Raw genomic sequence first — 17371 nt, forward strand, 5'->3', positions numbered from 1 at the left:
AACAGCCTTGCCGTGCGGTGAATATCAGCCCTGTATCAGCAGCGGATCGTCTGAAATGACAATCGGAGACGAGAACTTCGACAGGCCGAAGATGCGCACCAGCACACGTCGGTTGTCTTTGATGACATCGCGACAATGCAGCGCCCGGACGTTATTGATCACCATGGCCGACTCTTGCGTCAGTGTGTATTGAACCGGTGTTGCTTTACCCACGCTTTGGCAAAGTGCGGAATAAGCCTCTTTTACAAAATCCGAGGCGTTGTCGTTGACCGAAAAACGGTACGAGTTGAATCGCGCGGCGAATCCGACGTTGTCATCGAACTCCAGAATCGAAACATTGCGGCCATCCTCGCCCTTGCCGTTGACGAAAGAATCACTCCGTGTGAACTGGAAGCTGCCCGTTGTGAGTGCGAGGCATCCGGTGACGCCGATTTCATCCAGCAAGGGTGGCAATGGAATCACCGAGGTGGGCTCCAGGCTTGGATTCCATAGCGCCGACAGTATCAACGACGAGGGCGAGGGCGAATGCCCGTCCTGCGCGTTCACAGCACACCAGTACGGCGCTTCGGTGTGGGGGCCGAGGGCGAGACCGGAATGGGAGCTCAGCTCTTTGATTTCCGGTTCGTCATTGATTTTGGTCAGTCCGCCGCCCTTGAAGTTAGCGACGATTCGGACCAGTTTGCCTTCGTTGTCCATGTCGTAGGCAAAGGAGCTGTTATCCACCAGTTTCAACAGAATCTGATTGCGTGCCGCCAGACAAAGTACGTCGTAACGATTTTCCAGAGCGGCCAGCTCGGGCAGTTCATCCGGAGGGCTGGTGTCAGTGAATTTTTCCATGCCCTCAAAAATCAGCAGGGAAACGAGGCCGTCGGAGTACGCGCCAAGCAGTTCACACTGATCCTTGGAAAACGAAAACTTCAGCTCGGTCGCTGCCAGCGAGGCCTTGGACTTGGCGCCTGCGGCTTGTGGTCCGCCCATGGCTGCCAACGCTTCAGAGAAGGTGTGCAGCAGTTTTGCTTGTTGCTTATCAAAACTGAAAGTTCTGACTTCCTGTTCAACTAAAGACTCAACGGTTTTATTAGTGTGTTGTAGGACTTCGGTCATTGTTTACATCCCTGTCGTATCCGCTCCCCTTATATTTTTTGTGGGAGCTGTTGGCTGTTTCGATGCTGCAATGCGTGCCGAGCGCACGCAATGATGCGGACGTGGGCGAGTTGATACAGGTTTGGTTTTTTCAGGAGGGCACAGGGCGCTGTGACGCGACAGTTCAAACAAATGCTGAATGCCTGGTCAGTGTTTGCTGTCGCTTGCCTGACAGCTGAAACAACAGCAGATGACCTGCGCTGAGGTCTTGTCCTCCATGACAACTTTTTGATGGGTGTTAGTTCTGCGAGCGTTCCTGCTCGCAGACGCAACTGTCCGGGTGCCTGCAACAACCTCGGTAGATTCCCGATGCTGGAGGGCGCGGAGTGCGTTAATTGGGTGATGCGTTAAATGCTGATCGTCAGGGCTGAAGTGCCCGGCGATTATTCCGGGCAGTCAACAATGACCTGCCGGAAAAGCTGACGGAGCCTAACATCAAAATAATGGCCAGCAAAAGCACTGCAAGAGGGGGTGAGGGACGGCTTATCAAATCGCAGGCATAAAAAAACCCTGAATCTTGCGATTCAGGGTTTTCGGTATTTGGTGCCCAGAGACGGAATCGAACCGCCGACACGGGGATTTTCAATCCCCTGCTCTACCGACTGAGCTATCTGGGCAACGGGGCGCATTAAAAGGGTTTTTCGGATTTACGTCAACGACTTTTTTAAAATTTCTTAAATTAATTCCGTCGCTTACGATCCGACCCCCGATTTTGCAGGTTTTACTCTGCAGGCGGAACGTAGCCTTCGGCCTTGGCGTATTCCTCGCCGGAGAAGTACTTGTCCATTTCGCCCTGAAGATATTTGCGGTCTTCGGCGTTCATCATGTTCAGACGCTTTTCGTTGATCAGCAGGGTCTGGTGTTTCTGCCAGTCAGCCCAGGCCTTGGCCGAGACGTGGTCAAAAATGTCCTGACCTTTGGCGCCCGGGAAAGGGGCGCGTTCCAGCGCGGGCAGTTCTTCTTTGTACTTGCGGCACATTACGGTGCGGGTCATGGCGACACTCCTGCATTCAAGACGGCGGCCGCGCGTTCGAGCAAGGTTTTGACCGGGGCGGCGAGGCCCAGGCGCGGCGGGGTGGCGAGGTTATACCAGAGCCAGTCGGCCTCGGCCACGTGATGGGCGGCCTCCTGCACCTGAACCAGCCAGGGTTCGATGGACAACTGGAAATGGCTGAAGGTGTGGACAAGGCTCGGCAGCGCCTGCTGCTCGCCCATGGTCAGCGAGTGCTGAGCGGCGAGATGTTGCAGGTCGTTGAGGTCATCAAGTTCCGGCAGGCTCCACAGACCGCCCCACAAACCGCTCGAGGGGCGACGGTAAAGCAGAATCGCGCCGTCGCCGTTGGCGAGCATCGGCATCAGCGTGCGCTTCTGCGGGATCGTTTTGCGCGGCTTGGGGATCGGGTAGCGGGTTTCGAGGCCGAGCATGTGCGCCTCGCAACCCCGTTCCAACGGACACAGCAGACAACTCGGCTTGCTGCGCGTGCAGAGCGTGGCGCCGAGATCCATCATCGCCTGTGTGTAGGCGTTGACCCGATCGTGCGGCGTAAAGCGCTCAGCGTTGGCCCAGAGCTGTTTGGCGACCTTCGGCTCGCCGGGGTAGCCCTCTTGCGCGGTAAAGCGTGCCAGCACGCGCTTGACGTTGCCGTCGAGGATCGGCGCACGCAGGCCCATGCTGATGCTCGCGATGGCGCCAGCGGTGGACAGGCCAATGCCCGGCAGATCGGTGAGCTTTTCAACGTCACGCGGAAACTCGCCGCCGTACTGGCTGACGACGATTTTTGCGGTCTTCTGCAGATTGCGCGCACGGGTGTAGTAACCCAGCCCCGTCCACAGGTGCAGCACTTCGTCTTCCGGCGCTTCGGCCAGTGCTTCTACCGTTGGCAGCGCGGCCATGAAACGGTCGAAATAGTTGAGCACGGTGCTGACCTGGGTTTGCTGCAACATGATCTCCGACACCCACACCCGATACGGGTTGATGTCCTGCTGCCAAGGCAGATCGTGGCGGCCGTGGCGGTCGAACCAATCCAGCACCGCCGTGGAAAATTGCTCCGCTCTCATCGCTTGAACAGCCCCTTCAATGCGTTTTTCAGTTCCGGGCTGACCTTGTCACCGAGTTTCTCGTCGATCTTCTCACTGAGCTTGTCGCCGGCCAGTTTGGTCGCGACCTGACCGAGGCGATCGTTGTCGACGCGGCAGGCTTTGGCGCCCAATTCGAGCGGGCCACGGCAGCGCAGCGGCCATTCGACTCCGACGAATTTTTCGCCGACCTGACACGCCGGATCCGGCATGGCGCTGGTGTCGCCTTCGACGATGATGCCGACGCGGTAATCCATGCCGAGCACACGCAGGTCGATGTCGCCGTCACCGTTGACGGTCATGCCGGGGATGCGCACTTTCAGATCCGGGTTGCTGGCGACGCCGTTGCGGAAGGTCAGGTTGCCCTTGAGTTCCTGGAACGGTGTGTCCTTGCCGCGTGGCTCGCCGCTGAGGGTTTTGCGATTGAGCGTGGCGATGCCTTTGCACAGTTGCTGTTCAAGGTTGGCGTTGAGCAGCACGCCGTTGTTGATCACGAAACTGGCGTTGCCGTTGAGGGTGTCAATCAGCGCCTGCTGGCTGTTGCCGCTGCCGGTCACGTTGCTGGTCAGGGTCACCAGACCTTTGACCGGCGGATTCTTGCCTTGGCTTTCGAGAATTTTTTCAACAGGCACGCGGTTGAGTCTGGTCTGCAAATTCAGCACGGGTGCGTTCGGACGCACATCGAGGGTGCCGTTGGCTGCAAAACCACCGTTGTACAACTCGCCGCTCAGGTTGGTCAGGGTCAGCAAGCCGCCCTGGCCGGTAGCCTTGAGCGCTGCGTTCTGGATCGGCAGTTTGTCGAGGGTCAACTGGCCGAAGGTCAGGTCGGCGTCCACGTCGAGTTTGGCCAGGCGTTCAACCGGCAACAGGCGCTCGGTGCTCCAGGCGGTTTTGCTTGGTTTGTCCGGCAGAGGCGTGGAGCCCGCGCCGGCCATGGCATCGGCTTCAGTGCTGGCAACTTCGGCCTGACGCACCTGCGTGGCGCTATTGGCCTGCGCCGATTTTGGCGGCAGGTAACGGTCAGCGTTGAACGTGTCAGCCTTGAGGATCGCGCGCAGTGACTGCTTGGCGAAGTCTTCGACGGCGATGCGACCGCTGAAGCTGCTGTCGTCGAGTTTCAGGTTGATGTTGTCGAGTGCGATGCTGGTCGGCGTGGCGGCCACACGGCTGACCAGTTCGACCTTGCTCAGACTGCCTTCGGCCATGGCCGGGAGTTTCTGACCGATGCTGTCGACAAATTTCGCCAGGTCGAACTGGGCGATGGAGATGCCGCCGGTGATCTGCGGCGTCTTGTCGAGGTCGTTGACTTTCAGTTCGCCCAAGGCACGCAATTGGTTGGCCGAGATCTTGATGCCAGTCCATTCGGCGACGTTCGCCGCTTTATCCAGTAATAACTGCCCCTGGGCGGCAAAGGTCATGGTCTTGCCTTGTAGCGGGTCGCCAGCCAGTTCGCCGGACAGCTTCAGGTCTTCCAGCTTGTAGCGTTGCAGGGCGCGTTCAATGCGCAGTTCGCCGGTAAGCTCGGTACGCACGCGCAGAACGGGTTGATTGGTGCCGAGGAATGCGGTGGCTTTTACCGGGATATTGGTCGAATCGTGTACCGGGCCGGTGCTCAACTGGATGCTTTCGGCGCTGAACTGCTTGCCGGTCTTCTCGTCGTTGTACTCAACGCGGGCGTTGTTGACAGTCAGGCTGTCGATATCGAGGCGGATCGGCTGCGGTGGTTTTTCCACCGCAACAGGAGCTTCGCTGGCCGGTTGGCCAGCCGTAGCGGCTGGCGGCGTTGCACCCGCCGGGGCAGGCACCTTGCCGATGTCTTCCCAGTTGCCATGGCCGTCCTTGTCGCGATTGAGGCGCAGGTTCAGACCTTCGACGCGCACGTCGCTCATTTGCACTTCACGGCGCAGCAGCGGTAGCACGCGCACGGACAGGCCGAGCATCTGCAAGTCGGCGAACGGTTCGGCAGGTTTGATCAGGGTGGCGACGCTGGCCTCGTGCAATTCCAGGCCAAGCCATGGGAACAGGCTCCAGCCGATATCGCCATTGAGCGTCAGCTCGATGTGGGCCTTGTCGCGGGCAATCTGGCGAATCTCGTCTTTGTAGTCGTTGGGATCGAAGAGGTGGGTCAGGGCAAAACCTGCCGCCACAATGATCAGCAACAACCCGAGAAGTACCAGACCCAGGATTTTGCCGAACGCTTTCATGGGCGAGTCCTTGTAATTAGTCGAATTCGTAATTTAGCCGGGGAGTATAGCGCTGCAACCGCCCGGTTCGCTGTGACGTCATGTTGCCAGAACCTCCAGCGGCACCTGCAACCTGGCGGCGAGTGCCTGAGCTTCAAAATGCCCTTCAGGCGCCAGCAGACGCAGTTCGGCCCCCGCTTGCGACGCCATTTTCTGCGCTTGGTTCACCAGCCGTTCGGCTACCCCACGGCGACGGGTAACTTTTCGTACGCATAAATGGGACAAGTACCAAACGTTGTGGTGCCTTTGCAGAAGCGCTGCGCCAAGCAGGCGATCATTGAAGCGTCCGGCAATCAGAGTCCCGTCCGCGAGGGCGCTTTCAATCAGTTCAGCCTCCCCGGAAAACGGCGCAAACAGCCATTCTGGCGCATCGCGATAGATCTTCTGCAAATCCTGCTGATCCTGATAACTGGCGTCTTTCACGGCTTCAACAACGATCGGCATGGCGTTTTCCTGAGTGGTACGAGAACAGATGACATAAAAAAGGTGATATCAGTTTGGTTTTTCTGTCACGTGCAAATGGTAACCTTCGCCCGTTCGTCCGTCCTTCTGCGACTTAACGTCGCGCCTTCAAGGAGCTTCACCCAAAAAAACGGTCATGCCTGCGTGCATAAAGGCCGGGGGTGAACAGTGGCTGGCGAACCATACTAATAATTGGGGGATACACAATGAGCACGAGCATCACGGCGGACGGCCTCAGAGCCGATCAGCCCGCGTTCCTGTCCAAGGAACGCATCATCGCCAAGCCCGGTTTCAATCGTTGGCTAGTCCCACCGGCCGCTCTGGCCATCCACCTGTGCATCGGCATGGCCTACGGCTTCTCGGTGTTCTGGTTGCCGCTGTCCAAGGCGCTGGGCGTTACCGCTCCGGTGGCTTGTGCACCGGACATGAGCTTCATCGCACAAGTGTTCTCGTCGCAATGCGACTGGCCGATCTCGATGCTCGGCTGGATCTACACGCTGTTCTTCATCTTCCTCGGCTGCTCGGCAGCGATCTGGGGTGGCTGGCTGGAACACGCCGGGCCACGCAAGGCTGGCGTGGTATCGGCACTGTGCTGGTGCGGCGGTCTGCTGATCTCGGCGCTGGGTATTTATACCCATCAGATCTGGCTGATGTGGATTGGCTCCGGCGTGATCGGCGGTATCGGTCTGGGTCTGGGCTATATCTCGCCAGTATCGACCCTGATCAAGTGGTTCCCGGACAAGCGCGGCATGGCCACCGGCATGGCAATCATGGGCTTCGGTGGTGGCGCGATGGTCGGTGCACCGCTGGCAACCGCGCTGATGAGCCACTTCGGTTCGGCTGAAGGCGTTGGCGTCTGGCAGAGCTTCGTGGCCATGGCCGCGATCTACTTTGTGTTCATGATCGGTGGCGCACTGTCGTACCGCGTGCCACCAACCGGCTGGAAACCGGAAGGCTGGACCGCTCCGGCGAAAAAGGCTTCCAACTCGATGATCACTCATCGCCATGTGCACGTGAATGTGGCGTGGAAAACCCCGCAATTCCGTCTGGTCTGGCTGGTGCTGTGCCTGAACGTTTCTGCTGGTATCGGCATTCTCGGCATGGCTTCGCCACTGCTGCAGGAAGTGTTCGGTGGCAAGTTGTTGGGTGTTGACGTGCCATTCGGTCAGCTCGACGCCGGGCAACTGGCTTCGATCGCCGCGATCGCTGCCGGTTTCACTGGTCTGCTGAGTCTGTTCAACATCGGTGGTCGCTTCTTCTGGGCCTCGTTCTCGGACTACCTGGGCCGCAAAAACACCTATTTCGTGTTCTTCGCCCTGGGTTTTGCCCTGTACGCGCTGATTCCGAACATGGGTCACCTGGGCAACGTTGCGCTGTTCGTGGCGGCGTTCTGCATCATTCTGTCGATGTACGGCGGTGGTTTTGCCACTGTGCCGGCGTATCTGGCCGACCTGTTCGGTACTCAGATGGTCGGTGCAATCCACGGTCGTCTGCTGACGGCGTGGGCGGCGGCTGGCGTGCTCGGTCCCGTGCTGGTGAACTACCTGCGTGAATATCAGCTGAGCATCGGCGTTGAACGCGCTGCCGCTTACGACATCACCTTGTACATCCTCGCCGGCCTGCTGGTGTTGGGCTTCCTGTGCAACCTGATGGTGCGTCCGGTGGCCGACAAGTACTTCATGACTGACGCTGAGCTGGCTGCCGAACAGGCGCTGGGCCACGACAAGGGTGCTGACGCCAGCACCGTTCTGGAGTGGAAAGCGGCGCCGGGCAGCAAGCCGCTGGCAATCGCTGCCTGGCTGGCTGTAGGTATTCCGTTGGCGTGGGGTGTGTGGGTGACCCTGCAGAAGACGGCGGTACTGTTTCACTAAGGTGTTAGCTGAATAAACACCGAACCTGTGGGAGCGAGCCTGCTCGCGAAGACGGAATATCAGTCAACTTAATTGTTGGCTGACCCACCGCATTCGCGAGCAGGCTCGCTCCCACATTTGTTTTTGCGCTGCCTGTAATGGCTTGTATGGACATGTCTACCCGCGACAGCCGGGCGTTCTATCCGTCAGTCATCTCACCTCTCGTGTTTCTGTTTCGGCCCCGCGTGCCTATAATGGCTGCCTTTTTCGCCCAATGATTTTGCGGAGCTGGTGATGGCCGAACGTAAGGCGTCTGTCGAGCGCGACACTCTGGAAACCCAGATCAAAGCCTCGATCAACCTTGATGGCACCGGAAAGGCCCGATTCGATATCGGTGTTCCTTTTCTTGAGCACATGCTGGATCAGATCGCCCGTCACGGGTTGATCGACCTGGATATCGAATGCAAGGGCGATCTGCATATCGACGACCACCATACGGTGGAAGACGTCGGTATCACCCTTGGCCAGGCATTTGCCAAAGCCATTGGCGATAAAAAAGGCATCCGTCGCTACGGTCATGCCTACGTGCCGCTCGATGAAGCGCTGTCGCGCGTGGTGATCGACTTCTCCGGTCGTCCAGGCCTGCAGATGCACGTGCCGTACACCCGCGCTACCGTGGGCGGCTTCGACGTTGACCTGTTCCAGGAATTCTTCCAGGGCTTCGTCAACCACGCGCTGGTCAGCCTGCACATCGACAACCTGCGTGGCACCAACACCCACCACCAGATCGAAACCGTGTTCAAGGCTTTCGGCCGCGCGCTGCGCATGGCCGTCGAGCTGGATGAGCGCATGGCCGGGCAAATGCCATCGACCAAAGGCGTTCTGTAATGCAGACGGTTGCAGTTATCGATTACGGCATGGGTAACCTGCACTCGGTGGCCAAGGCCCTCGAGCACGTCGGCGCCGGCAAGGTGCTGATCACCAGCGATGCTGCGGTGATTCGCGAAGCTGACCGCGTGGTGTTCCCCGGTGTTGGCGCGATTCGCGATTGCATGGCGGAGATCCGTCGCCTCGGCTTCGATTCGCTGGTGCGTGAAGTCAGTCAGGATCGTCCGTTCCTCGGTATCTGTGTCGGCATGCAAGCGTTGCTCGACACCAGCGAAGAGAACGACGGCGTCGACTGCATCGGCCTGTTCCCGGGCGCGGTGAAGTTCTTCGGCAAAGACCTGCATGAAGACGGCGAACACCTGAAAGTCCCGCACATGGGCTGGAACGAGGTGAAGCAGAAGGTCAGCCACCCGCTGTGGCATGACATTCCGGACATGGCGCGTTTTTACTTCGTGCACAGCTACTACATCGCTGCCGCCAATGCGCGGCAAGTGGTTGGCGGCGGTCACTACGGCGTCGATTTCGCTGCAGCGCTGGCCGACGGCTCGCGTTTCGCCGTGCAGTTCCACCCGGAGAAGAGCCATACCCATGGCCTGCAATTGCTGCAGAACTTCGCCGCGTGGGACGGTCGCTGGTAAATGGCTGCCAAGAAGTCCAGACCGCCGATCCTGACCCTCACTCCCGAACAGGAGAACGAGGCCAATCGCAAGATCCAACGGTTCATGGAAGACCGTTTCGAACTCGACCTGGGTTCGTTCGAAGCGGCGGAAATTCTTGAACTGTTTACCCGCGAAATTGCTCCGCACTATTACAACAGGGCGATTTTCGATGTGCAGACCCACCTCAAAGAGCGGTTTGAAAGCATCGAAAGCGACCTGTGGGCGCTCGAAAAAAACTGATTTCCGAGCCAAGCTGAACATTCAAATTTGAAGGTTTGCCAGATGCTGATTATTCCCGCTATCGATCTTAAAGACGGTGCCTGCGTACGTCTGCGCCAGGGCCGCATGGAAGATTCCACAGTGTTCTCCGATGACCCGGTGAGCATGGCTGCCAAGTGGGTGGAGGGCGGTTGCCGCCGTCTGCATCTGGTCGATCTGAACGGTGCGTTCGAAGGCCAGCCAGTCAACGGCGAAGTCGTCACCGCAATCGCCAAGCGCTACCCGACATTGCCGATCCAGATCGGTGGCGGCATCCGTTCGCTGGAAACCATCGAACACTACGTCAAGGCTGGCGTCAGCTACGTGATCATCGGCACCAAAGCCGTTAAAGATCCGGCGTTCGTCGCTGAAGCGTGCCGCGCGTTCCCGGGCAAGATCATCGTCGGTCTGGATGCCAAAGACGGTTTTGTCGCCACCGATGGCTGGGCTGAAATCAGCACCGTGCAGGTCATCGATCTGGCCAAGCAGTTTGAAGCCGACGGCGTGTCCTCGATCGTTTATACCGACATCGCCAAAGACGGCATGATGCAGGGCTGCAACGTACCGTTCACCGCTGCGCTGGCCGCCGCCACCAAGATTCCGGTGATCGCGTCCGGCGGTATCCACAATCTGGGTGACATCAAGTCGCTGCTCGACGCCAAGGCGCCAGGCATCATCGGCGCCATCACTGGCCGGGCGATTTACGAAGGCACCCTCGACGTCGCCGAAGCGCAAGCTTTCTGCGATTCGTACCAAGGCTGAGGACTGACCATGGCGCTGGCCAAACGCATCATCCCTTGCCTGGACGTGGACAACGGCCGGGTCGTCAAAGGTGTGAAGTTCGAAAACATCCGCGACGCCGGTGACCCGGTGGAAATCGCTCGTCGCTACGACGAGCAGGGTGCCGACGAGATTACCTTTCTCGACATCACCGCCAGCGTCGATGGCCGTGACACCACGCTGCACACCGTCGAGCGCATGGCCAGTCAGGTGTTCATCCCGCTGACCGTCGGCGGTGGCGTGCGTACCGTGCAGGACATTCGCAATCTGCTGAATGCCGGCGCGGACAAGGTGTCGATCAACACTGCGGCCGTGTTCAACCCGGAATTCGTTGGCGAAGCAGCGCAGCATTTTGGCTCGCAATGCATCGTCGTCGCCATCGACGCGAAGAAGGTTTCTGGCCCGGGTGAAACCCCGCGCTGGGAAATCTTCACCCACGGCGGGCGCAAGCCAACCGGCCTCGACGCGGTCGAGTGGGCGAAGAAAATGGAAGGCCTCGGTGCCGGTGAAATCCTGCTGACCAGCATGGATCAGGACGGCATGAAAAACGGTTTCGACCTCGGCGTGACTCGCGCAATCAGTGATGCGCTGGGCATTCCGGTGATCGCGTCCGGTGGTGTCGGCAACCTGCAGCATCTGGCCGATGGCATTCTCGAGGGCCATGCCAGTGCGGTGCTGGCGGCGAGTATTTTCCACTTCGGCGAATACACCGTGCAGGAAGCCAAGGCCTATATGGCGCATCGCGGGATCGTGATGCGTTAGATGGTCGTCGGTGCTGTGGCGGACTTCGCGTCGAGCGAGACCCGCCACATGATTCATTCTGCTATCCGGGATTGCGTAGGGTGCAGGTGATCAGTCCGAACCTCTGAAACACTCAGGTTTCGATCCATCGTGTAACTGCATAGCGTCAATGGCAGCGCCTGAACGGGGGTGTAAAACCCGTCGTCGACTTTGCTGTAGTGCTCAGGATTGATCTCGGAGCAATTGGTTTCTTCTGCCGGGCCCGTGTAGATCTGGGTCCAGAGATTGCGATCTGCCTCTTCACGGTACTTTATAAAAAGATAATTTCCGTCTGGCTCAATGGTGAGCGTCGGCGCGGGTAGTTGCATCGGAACGGGCGTTACGACTCTTGCTGCGAGGATTTGGGCGTTTCCAAGCAGTCGGCTATCGGCTTGTTGATCGATTGAGTTCACGCCAATCAAGCATAAATAATGCAGTCCGGCTTCTCGGCCAATCTCTGATTGCACTTTTGCGCTGGTTGTATTGATTCGGTCGCTGTAGTTGTCAGGTGAATAACAAGCCTGTGCATCACGAACAGTCTTGAAGCGATAGAACTCGGTACTCATGGAAAAGTTGATATCCCACTTGGGTGTTGGTTGGCTGGTGCTGGTGGGCGCTTTGTGCAGTCCGATATCTGTAATTGCTCTTGAGTTTGATCTGAGCTGAAAGTTTGAGTTTGGAGTGAGTGCGCAGTTTTCTGTGTCGAGACGAAATGTTCCATTGGCGAAACAACCAGTCAGATAGTCGACAGGGAAACTTTGGCTCGCCTGATGCGGCAATAGAGATGGTGTCTTTTTATCGCCACACAGACCATGCCAGAAACACAAGTCATCCGAAGGAATACCGTAAGTAGTGCCGGATAATATGCCGGTCACTTGTCCCGTTTCAGCATCGATCACCGGGGCGCCCGATGAGCCAGGCTCAATTCCTTTGCAGTTCTGCTTTTGGTAGTCGGTGTGAATGTTCAAATACTTGATCAGGGTGGTGTGGGTCGGCTCTTGTGTGCAGGTCGAAAGCCTCAGGCCGGCTGCATTGGCGGGCGCGCTTACCAGGTTCACCTGACTGACGTTGCGGGGCGCTGCCGCCGCGAGCTTGAGTGGGGTTATTCCGTCTTTCAGCAGGCTGTCCAGTGAGGTGCCTAACTGCAATATTGCGATATCCGTACTGGCGAAACTGGCCCAGTTGACCTTGTCGATGTCATAACGCTTGGCGCCTGCGAGCGTGTCATGGAAAAAATTGAACTGCATCTGACCTTGATAAGCAATGTCAGCAATTGTGCCGACTCTGATGGAAGTGCAGTGCGCATTGGTCATTACGTAAGCAGGCCCGTTTGCTTCTTTACCTGTTCCGCGAGTATCGAGCAGGAATGCGCTGCAATAAGGCCTATCGTCTTTGAAGATCTTGCCAACACCGTTCCAGTGATTGAAGTCGCCACCCGCGTTACTTAGCAGAATTGCTTCCGGCGCTTCGGCTGTAGTGCCTGCGCAGGAGATTAAGGGAAGTGCCAGTGCTATTGTTGAGCACGCAAAAAATATTCGGACTTTATTAGTCATGATCAATCCTTGACCGTATTTCAGGAATTAATGGAGCAGCTGTGTTTCGCAGGTGAGTTTAATTCGTTGTGCTGTTCGGTATGTGCTGGCTAATGTGACTTGTTGTGAGTGCTGTTATCTGCAAGTTAAAAGTGTGAGGTCGGTGAATGCCGCAGGCATCTCTGATACGGCTGAAAACTGTTCTTTCGCATGCTCTTTTTTTGATTCTTCAGCACGTGCTGGTGCTTTTTAATCGGGTCAGGATGGAAAACCATACAGGCCAGTGGACAGCATGGCGCACCCAAGGCACTCTTGGGCACGCCATGGATTTCGGTAGCCCGACATGATCAAACGCCTGCTTCTTGTTCTCGCCAGCACATCAATGTTGCTCATCAACACTGTCCGCGCCGAAAACAGTCCCGACACCGATCTGGTGCTCCTCACCGAAAACTTCCCGCCCTACAACATGGCGAAAGATGGCAAGAACTTCGCCAAAGGCGAAAACATCAACGGCATCGCCGCCGACATCGTCCGCGAGATGTTCAAGCGTGCTGGTATCACCTACAGCCTGACGTTGCGTTTCCCATGGGAGCGCGTCTACAAACTCGCTCTGGAAAATCCTGGGTACGGCGCCTTCGTGATGGCGCGCCTGCCGGATCGCGAAAAACTCTTCAAATGGGTCGGCCCGATCGGTCCGGACGACTGGATCATGCTGGCCAAGGCTGACAGCAAGATCACCCTCGAAACCCTCAATGACGCGCGCAAGTACAAAGTTGGCGCCTACAAGGGCGATGCAATTGCCGAGACATTGGCCAAACAAGGCCTGAAGCCGATCGTGGTGCTGCGTGATCAGGATAACGCGAAGAAACTGGTCAATGGCCAGATCGACCTGTGGGCCACCGGTGATCCTGCCGGACGCTATCTGGCACGGCAGGACGGTGTCACCGGCCTCAAAACGGTGTTGCGCTTCAACAGCGCGGAACTGTATCTGGCGCTGAACAAGGACGTCTCCGACGACGTCGTTGCGAGGCTTCAGGCCGCGCTGGATCAGCTACGCAAAGAAGGCGTGGTGGACGAGATCATGGGGCGCTATCTGTAGCGCTCACGACGTCCTGCTCAGTCGACGCAGGGGTGGGTGTTTGCTCCATTTCGGCAATATCTACGGGCGTTTCTGTTGCGACCGGCTGCGTGGCAGGGACAATGTTTTCGGGTACCTCGGATGTGTATTGGCTGATGTGCAGGCTGCTGCCGGCGGTATAGCTGAAAAGGTTTGCCACGGCTGTGCCGTCGGCACGCAGCAGTCGGTAGTCGCTTTGAATCAGATAGGCCGCCACTGACTTTCCGCCGTCGACCACCGCGACGACTTCAATGGCCGCCGTGTTGAGCCATTCGTTCGAGTGCATTTCGCATTGTGTGAACTCATGCCCCAGCCTTGCCGAAAACAGGAAAGGAGTGCGCACATTGGTTTGCCATTGGGCTCCAAACTCGACTGAAGTGCTGTTGGTAAATGCGCGCAGGCCGTCGGTTCGCTGCTCGCGGTACGCCGTCCAGCGAAATGTCTGGCTGGTGCTTTCGCTGTTGTGAGCATGACCGACAAGCACGTATTTATCGGTGCGCTGCAGTGTATAGAACGGCGACGTGTGCAGTTGCTCAAGGGGGGCCAGCAGCGGGTCCTTCACCGTGAACCACGGTAGGCTGGCCATGAAGGTAGGCTGCTGCGGCAGGTCCAGTGCAGTCGGTGTTATCCCGCAAAGCAAAGGTGCCACAGGCCGTGGATTGATGATGAGCGGAATCTGCAGACGCAGCGAGTGGACCTGAAGATCCGCCGGTTTCGAATAACCATTGAATCCCACGAAAGTGCCGGGAGCCAGGTAGATCTCACCGGATGCTGCTGCTGGTGGCAGCGCGCCCCAGGCGCTGATGCTTTGTCGTGCGCCGCTGCCCTTGTCGTTCCACAGTGGGTCGCTGGCGCTCGAGGCAATCACCAGATCGGCGCGAACACAGCGAATCGAATTGAGCGAGGGTTTTTCGTGACCGTTGGAGCATACCGATCCCAGTGCCACGTACCCTGCGGGCGGAATCGGGCGCCAGACAGCGCCGTCCTTTTTCGATCCCGAACCGGAATCCCGCCAGATCAACTCAAAATCATCGGGGCTGCGCAAGGCTTTACCTTTGCCAGCGTCGACACTGGGCGTCGGCGATTCGCACACCACGGCCACCACTTTGTTGCCATTGATGTTGCCCAGACCTGGCGCAACCACGTCGCCCAGCGGGAAGTAACCGGGAAGCAAATCGGGGGCGGGGGTGGGGCGCCAGAACGCAGCAGGCTTGGCTCGCGAACCATCGGTATCCCACATGCGCAGAAATTCGCTCGTGAAATTGATCAGCAGGTTGTCGAGCCTGATCGGTTCCATTTGCCTGGCAGGCAATGGAGTAGTGTCAGTTGTGGTCATAGTCATTCCTGATAGTAAAAAACGACTCGGGGTGAGTCGCGACCTGTTGCAGGTCTTACTATCCGGAAAGGGCGAGGGTTTCTTGCGGTAACTATGTATGAGTCAATGTGACCGGGTATTACCGATAGATGCCGTCTTTACCATGCCCGAGCATGGCGCGATTGCTGCGCAGGCTGATCATCTGTCTGATATCGATCCACTCGATTCCCTGAGCTTTCAGCTTCGGCAGTTCGCGCTCCAGCACTGCCAATGTCTGTGGATACGGGTGCCCGATCATCACCGCCGAACCCTGTTTGTGCGCCAGGTTGATCGCCGTCTGCAACTGTGCGGAGATCGCTGCTTCAGTGCGTTCGTCATCCAGAAACACATCCCGCGACACACTCGCTAGGTCGATCTTCTGCGCCTGCTGCGCGGCGACAGTCTGTGCGCTGGTGCGGCTGTCGACGAAGAACTTGTGCCGGCGCTGCAATTCGCCCATCAACCACGCCATCGCTAGGGGTTGCGCAGTCATGCGGCTGCCCATGTGATTGTTGATGCCAGCGGTGTAGGGGACCATTTTGAACGCCGCGTTGAGGCGTTTTTCCAGCTCTTCGATCGGCAGTTCCGGATGCCAGGCATAAGGCCCGGTGGCGGGGTCCATCGGCATGTGCAGGATGACGATCTTGCCGGCGCGATGGGCTTCGCGGGCAAATTCAGTGGCGTGCGGGGTATCAGGCATGATCGCCGTGGTCACCGGGCCGGGCAGGGCCAGCACGCGGCGATCCCGGGGCAGGTTCTGCCCCAGGTCGTCGATGATCAGTGTCAGGTAGGCTTTGTGTGGTTTGGTGCTGGCGGGCTCTGCATGAACAGCACCCGCCAGACAGCACAACAGAACGAAGACGAAACGCAAAGACATCCTCAACGGCCGGAGGTGATGCTCAGCCCTTTGAGCAGGCTCAAGGCCTGGGCCAATTGGTAATCGTCATCCTGTGGCATGGCCTTGGCCTTGCTGCCAGACCCGGTCGGTTTGTCCGCGCCGCCGTTGCCGTTGCCCAAGTGTCCTTGCAGGTCGGCTTCCTTGAAGTATTCGCCATCGGCCTCGCTGGTGATCTTGGCCTTGCGTACTTCGATGTCCGGGACAATGCCCTGAGCCTGGATCGAGCGGCCATTCGGCGTGAAGTACAACGCGGTGGTGATCTTCAGTGCGCGGTCGTTGTTCAGCGGCAGCACGGTTTGCACCGAGCCTTTGCCGAAACTGGTAGTGCCCATGACTACCGCGCGTTTCTGATCCTGCAGGGCGCCGGCGACGATTTCCGAGGCCGAGGCGCTGCCACCGTTGATCAGCACCACCATCGGCACCGCTTCGCTTTCGTCTTTGCCGGTGGCCGAGAAGCGCAGTTCGGAGTTGGCGATCCGGCCTTTGGTGTAGACGATCAGGCCTTTGGTGATGAAGTGGTCAACCACTTCCACCGCTGCCTGCAACACGCCGCCCGGGTTGTTGCGCAGGTCGAGGATGATGCCGTTGAGTTTCTTGCCGTTGTCCTTGCGCATCTTCGCCAGGGCCTTGGAGACCTCATCGCCGGTCTTGACCTGGAACTGGGTGATGCGGATGTAGCCGTAGCCCGATTCAAGCAGCTGCGCCTTGACGCTCTTCACCTGAATCACCGCGCGTGCCAGCGTCACGTCGAACGGCGTGCCGCCATCGCGTACCAGCGTCAGGGTGATTTTCTGGCCGATCTTGCCGCGCATCTTGTCGACAGCTTCGGTCATGGTCTGGCCGCGCGTCGGCTGGCCGTTGATCTTGACGATGAAGTCGCCGGCCTGGATACCGGCCTTCGACGCCGGGGTGTCGTCGATTGGTGAAACGACTTTGATGAAACCGTCTTCGGCGCCGACTTCGATGCCCAGGCCGCCGAACTCACCGCTGGTGCTTTCCTGCAGCTCGGTGAAATCTTCAGGGCCCAGGTAGGCCGAGTGCGGGTCAAGGTTGCTGAGCATGCCTTTGATCGCGTTTTCCAGCAGGGTCTTGTCGTCCACCGGCTCGACGTAAGCGGCTTTGATCCGGTCCATGACCTCGGCAAAGGTGCGCAATTCTTCCAGCGGCAGCGGTGCCTTGGAGGTTGCGGCTGTGCCTGCCGGAGCGACGGCCGGGGCCGGTTGCGCGGCGAACGCCAGAGGCGCGCCGATCACCAGAGCGATCGTCAGGGCCAGCGAGGTAAGGCGGGACAAATGCAGCATGTCGAACGAACTCCTTAATTAGGCGGTGCG

Annotated in this window: 16 protein-coding genes and 1 tRNA gene; 7 read left to right on the forward strand and 10 right to left on the reverse strand. The window is 58.3% G+C overall.

The annotated features are described in order from the left end of the window. Window positions 1-24: 24 nt before the first annotated feature. From AB4N44_RS18995 to AB4N44_RS19020, 6 genes are all read right to left on the reverse strand, one after another. Window positions 25-1104: a hypothetical protein gene (locus AB4N44_RS18995; RefSeq protein ID WP_127925485.1), complete on the reverse strand. Its 1080-nt coding sequence runs from the start codon at window positions 1102-1104 to the stop codon at window positions 25-27. A 580-nt stretch (window positions 1105-1684) separates the two neighbouring features. Beyond that, window positions 1685-1760, reverse strand: a tRNA-Phe gene (locus tag AB4N44_RS19000). 104 nt (window positions 1761-1864) lie between these two features. After that, complete coding sequence (locus tag AB4N44_RS19005) at window positions 1865-2137, reverse strand: oxidative damage protection protein (RefSeq protein WP_016772129.1); 273 nt, start codon at window positions 2135-2137, stop codon at window positions 1865-1867. Then, complete coding sequence (gene mutY, locus AB4N44_RS19010) at window positions 2134-3201, reverse strand: A/G-specific adenine glycosylase (protein WP_150750179.1); 1068 nt, start codon at window positions 3199-3201, stop codon at window positions 2134-2136. The genes AB4N44_RS19005 and mutY overlap by 4 nt, the downstream gene beginning before the upstream one ends. Then, entirely contained in the window at window positions 3198-5423 is a 2226-nt protein-coding gene (locus tag AB4N44_RS19015; RefSeq protein ID WP_127925487.1) for an AsmA family protein, read from the reverse strand. The genes mutY and AB4N44_RS19015 overlap by 4 nt, the downstream gene beginning before the upstream one ends. A gap of 78 nt (window positions 5424-5501) precedes the next feature. After that, window positions 5502-5906, reverse strand: coding sequence for an acetyl-CoA sensor PanZ family protein (locus AB4N44_RS19020; protein ID WP_127925488.1), 405 nt, complete (start codon window positions 5904-5906; stop codon window positions 5502-5504). A 224-nt stretch (window positions 5907-6130) separates the two neighbouring features. Here AB4N44_RS19020 and AB4N44_RS19025 point away from each other — a divergent pair, with 224 nt between their 5' ends. From AB4N44_RS19025 to hisF, 6 genes are all read left to right on the forward strand, one after another. Next, window positions 6131-7795 carry an OFA family MFS transporter gene (locus AB4N44_RS19025; protein ID WP_150649975.1) on the forward strand — a complete coding sequence of 555 codons (1665 nt, stop codon included), beginning with the start codon at window positions 6131-6133 and terminating at the stop codon, window positions 7793-7795. Between the two features lie 273 nt (window positions 7796-8068). Then, window positions 8069-8662: an imidazoleglycerol-phosphate dehydratase HisB gene (gene hisB / locus AB4N44_RS19030; RefSeq protein ID WP_007909204.1), complete on the forward strand. Its 594-nt coding sequence runs from the start codon at window positions 8069-8071 to the stop codon at window positions 8660-8662. Further along, window positions 8662-9300, forward strand: a complete 639-nt coding sequence (hisH, locus tag AB4N44_RS19035; RefSeq protein WP_007909206.1) for an imidazole glycerol phosphate synthase subunit HisH — start codon at window positions 8662-8664, stop codon at window positions 9298-9300. Before hisB ends, hisH begins: the two co-directional genes overlap by 1 nt. Continuing rightward, on the forward strand, window positions 9301-9561 hold the full coding sequence (locus tag AB4N44_RS19040; protein ID WP_122609200.1) for a DUF2164 domain-containing protein: 261 nt from the start codon (window positions 9301-9303) through the stop codon (window positions 9559-9561). It abuts the gene before it with no gap. A gap of 42 nt (window positions 9562-9603) precedes the next feature. Then, on the forward strand, window positions 9604-10341 hold the full coding sequence (gene hisA / locus AB4N44_RS19045; protein ID WP_003220753.1) for a 1-(5-phosphoribosyl)-5-[(5-phosphoribosylamino)methylideneamino]imidazole-4-carboxamide isomerase: 738 nt from the start codon (window positions 9604-9606) through the stop codon (window positions 10339-10341). Window positions 10342-10350: 9 nt separating this feature from the next. Next, window positions 10351-11121: an imidazole glycerol phosphate synthase subunit HisF gene (gene hisF / locus AB4N44_RS19050; RefSeq protein WP_007897430.1), complete on the forward strand. Its 771-nt coding sequence runs from the start codon at window positions 10351-10353 to the stop codon at window positions 11119-11121. A 53-nt stretch (window positions 11122-11174) separates the two neighbouring features. Here hisF and AB4N44_RS19055 read toward each other — a convergent pair whose 3' ends face one another. Next, entirely contained in the window at window positions 11175-12692 is a 1518-nt protein-coding gene (locus AB4N44_RS19055; RefSeq protein WP_460107985.1) for a trypsin-like serine peptidase, read from the reverse strand. A gap of 322 nt (window positions 12693-13014) precedes the next feature. On the opposite strand from AB4N44_RS19055, the gene AB4N44_RS19060 reads away from it, so the two are divergent. Further along, window positions 13015-13770, forward strand: a complete 756-nt coding sequence (locus AB4N44_RS19060) for a substrate-binding periplasmic protein (RefSeq protein ID WP_127925492.1) — start codon at window positions 13015-13017, stop codon at window positions 13768-13770. Here AB4N44_RS19060 and AB4N44_RS19065 read toward each other — a convergent pair. From AB4N44_RS19065 to AB4N44_RS19075, 3 genes are all read right to left on the reverse strand, one after another. Then, window positions 13751-15124 carry a Vps62-related protein gene (locus AB4N44_RS19065; RefSeq protein WP_224790087.1) on the reverse strand — a complete coding sequence of 458 codons (1374 nt, stop codon included), beginning with the start codon at window positions 15122-15124 and terminating at the stop codon, window positions 13751-13753. The genes AB4N44_RS19060 and AB4N44_RS19065 overlap by 20 nt on opposite strands. A gap of 118 nt (window positions 15125-15242) precedes the next feature. Further along, window positions 15243-16019 (reverse strand): divergent polysaccharide deacetylase family protein, encoded by a 777-nt coding sequence (locus tag AB4N44_RS19070; RefSeq protein ID WP_127925493.1) that lies wholly within the window; start codon window positions 16017-16019, stop codon window positions 15243-15245. 2 nt (window positions 16020-16021) lie between these two features. Beyond that, the gene (locus AB4N44_RS19075; RefSeq protein WP_127925494.1) at window positions 16022-17341 is read right to left on the reverse strand and encodes a S41 family peptidase; all 1320 of its coding nucleotides are present in this window, start codon (window positions 17339-17341) and stop codon (window positions 16022-16024) included. Between the last annotated feature and the right edge of the window lie 30 nt (window positions 17342-17371).

Source organism: Pseudomonas sp. S3_C06 (assembly GCF_054667675.1).

What these genes read in the sequence shown, in the direction of transcription:
- mutY (WP_150750179.1), bottom strand. Translation starts at nt 3,201, where the DNA reads ATGAGAGCGGAGCAATTTTCCACGGCGGTGCTGGATTGGTTCGACCGC.
- hisF (WP_007897430.1), top strand. Translation starts at nt 10,351, where the DNA reads ATGGCGCTGGCCAAACGCATCATCCCTTGCCTGGACGTGGACAACGGC.
- AB4N44_RS19005 (WP_016772129.1), bottom strand. Translation starts at nt 2,137, where the DNA reads ATGACCCGCACCGTAATGTGCCGCAAGTACAAAGAAGAACTGCCCGCG.
- AB4N44_RS19040 (WP_122609200.1), top strand. Translation starts at nt 9,301, where the DNA reads ATGGCTGCCAAGAAGTCCAGACCGCCGATCCTGACCCTCACTCCCGAA.
- AB4N44_RS19075 (WP_127925494.1), bottom strand. Translation starts at nt 17,341, where the DNA reads ATGCTGCATTTGTCCCGCCTTACCTCGCTGGCCCTGACGATCGCTCTG.
- AB4N44_RS19070 (WP_127925493.1), bottom strand. Translation starts at nt 16,019, where the DNA reads ATGTCTTTGCGTTTCGTCTTCGTTCTGTTGTGCTGTCTGGCGGGTGCT.
- AB4N44_RS19065 (WP_224790087.1), bottom strand. Translation starts at nt 15,124, where the DNA reads ATGACCACAACTGACACTACTCCATTGCCTGCCAGGCAAATGGAACCG.
- AB4N44_RS19015 (WP_127925487.1), bottom strand. Translation starts at nt 5,423, where the DNA reads ATGAAAGCGTTCGGCAAAATCCTGGGTCTGGTACTTCTCGGGTTGTTG.
- AB4N44_RS19020 (WP_127925488.1), bottom strand. Translation starts at nt 5,906, where the DNA reads ATGCCGATCGTTGTTGAAGCCGTGAAAGACGCCAGTTATCAGGATCAG.
- AB4N44_RS19060 (WP_127925492.1), top strand. Translation starts at nt 13,015, where the DNA reads ATGATCAAACGCCTGCTTCTTGTTCTCGCCAGCACATCAATGTTGCTC.
- AB4N44_RS19025 (WP_150649975.1), top strand. Translation starts at nt 6,131, where the DNA reads ATGAGCACGAGCATCACGGCGGACGGCCTCAGAGCCGATCAGCCCGCG.
- hisB (WP_007909204.1), top strand. Translation starts at nt 8,069, where the DNA reads ATGGCCGAACGTAAGGCGTCTGTCGAGCGCGACACTCTGGAAACCCAG.
- AB4N44_RS19055 (WP_460107985.1), bottom strand. Translation starts at nt 12,692, where the DNA reads ATGACTAATAAAGTCCGAATATTTTTTGCGTGCTCAACAATAGCACTG.
- AB4N44_RS18995 (WP_127925485.1), bottom strand. Translation starts at nt 1,104, where the DNA reads ATGACCGAAGTCCTACAACACACTAATAAAACCGTTGAGTCTTTAGTT.
- hisH (WP_007909206.1), top strand. Translation starts at nt 8,662, where the DNA reads ATGCAGACGGTTGCAGTTATCGATTACGGCATGGGTAACCTGCACTCG.
- hisA (WP_003220753.1), top strand. Translation starts at nt 9,604, where the DNA reads ATGCTGATTATTCCCGCTATCGATCTTAAAGACGGTGCCTGCGTACGT.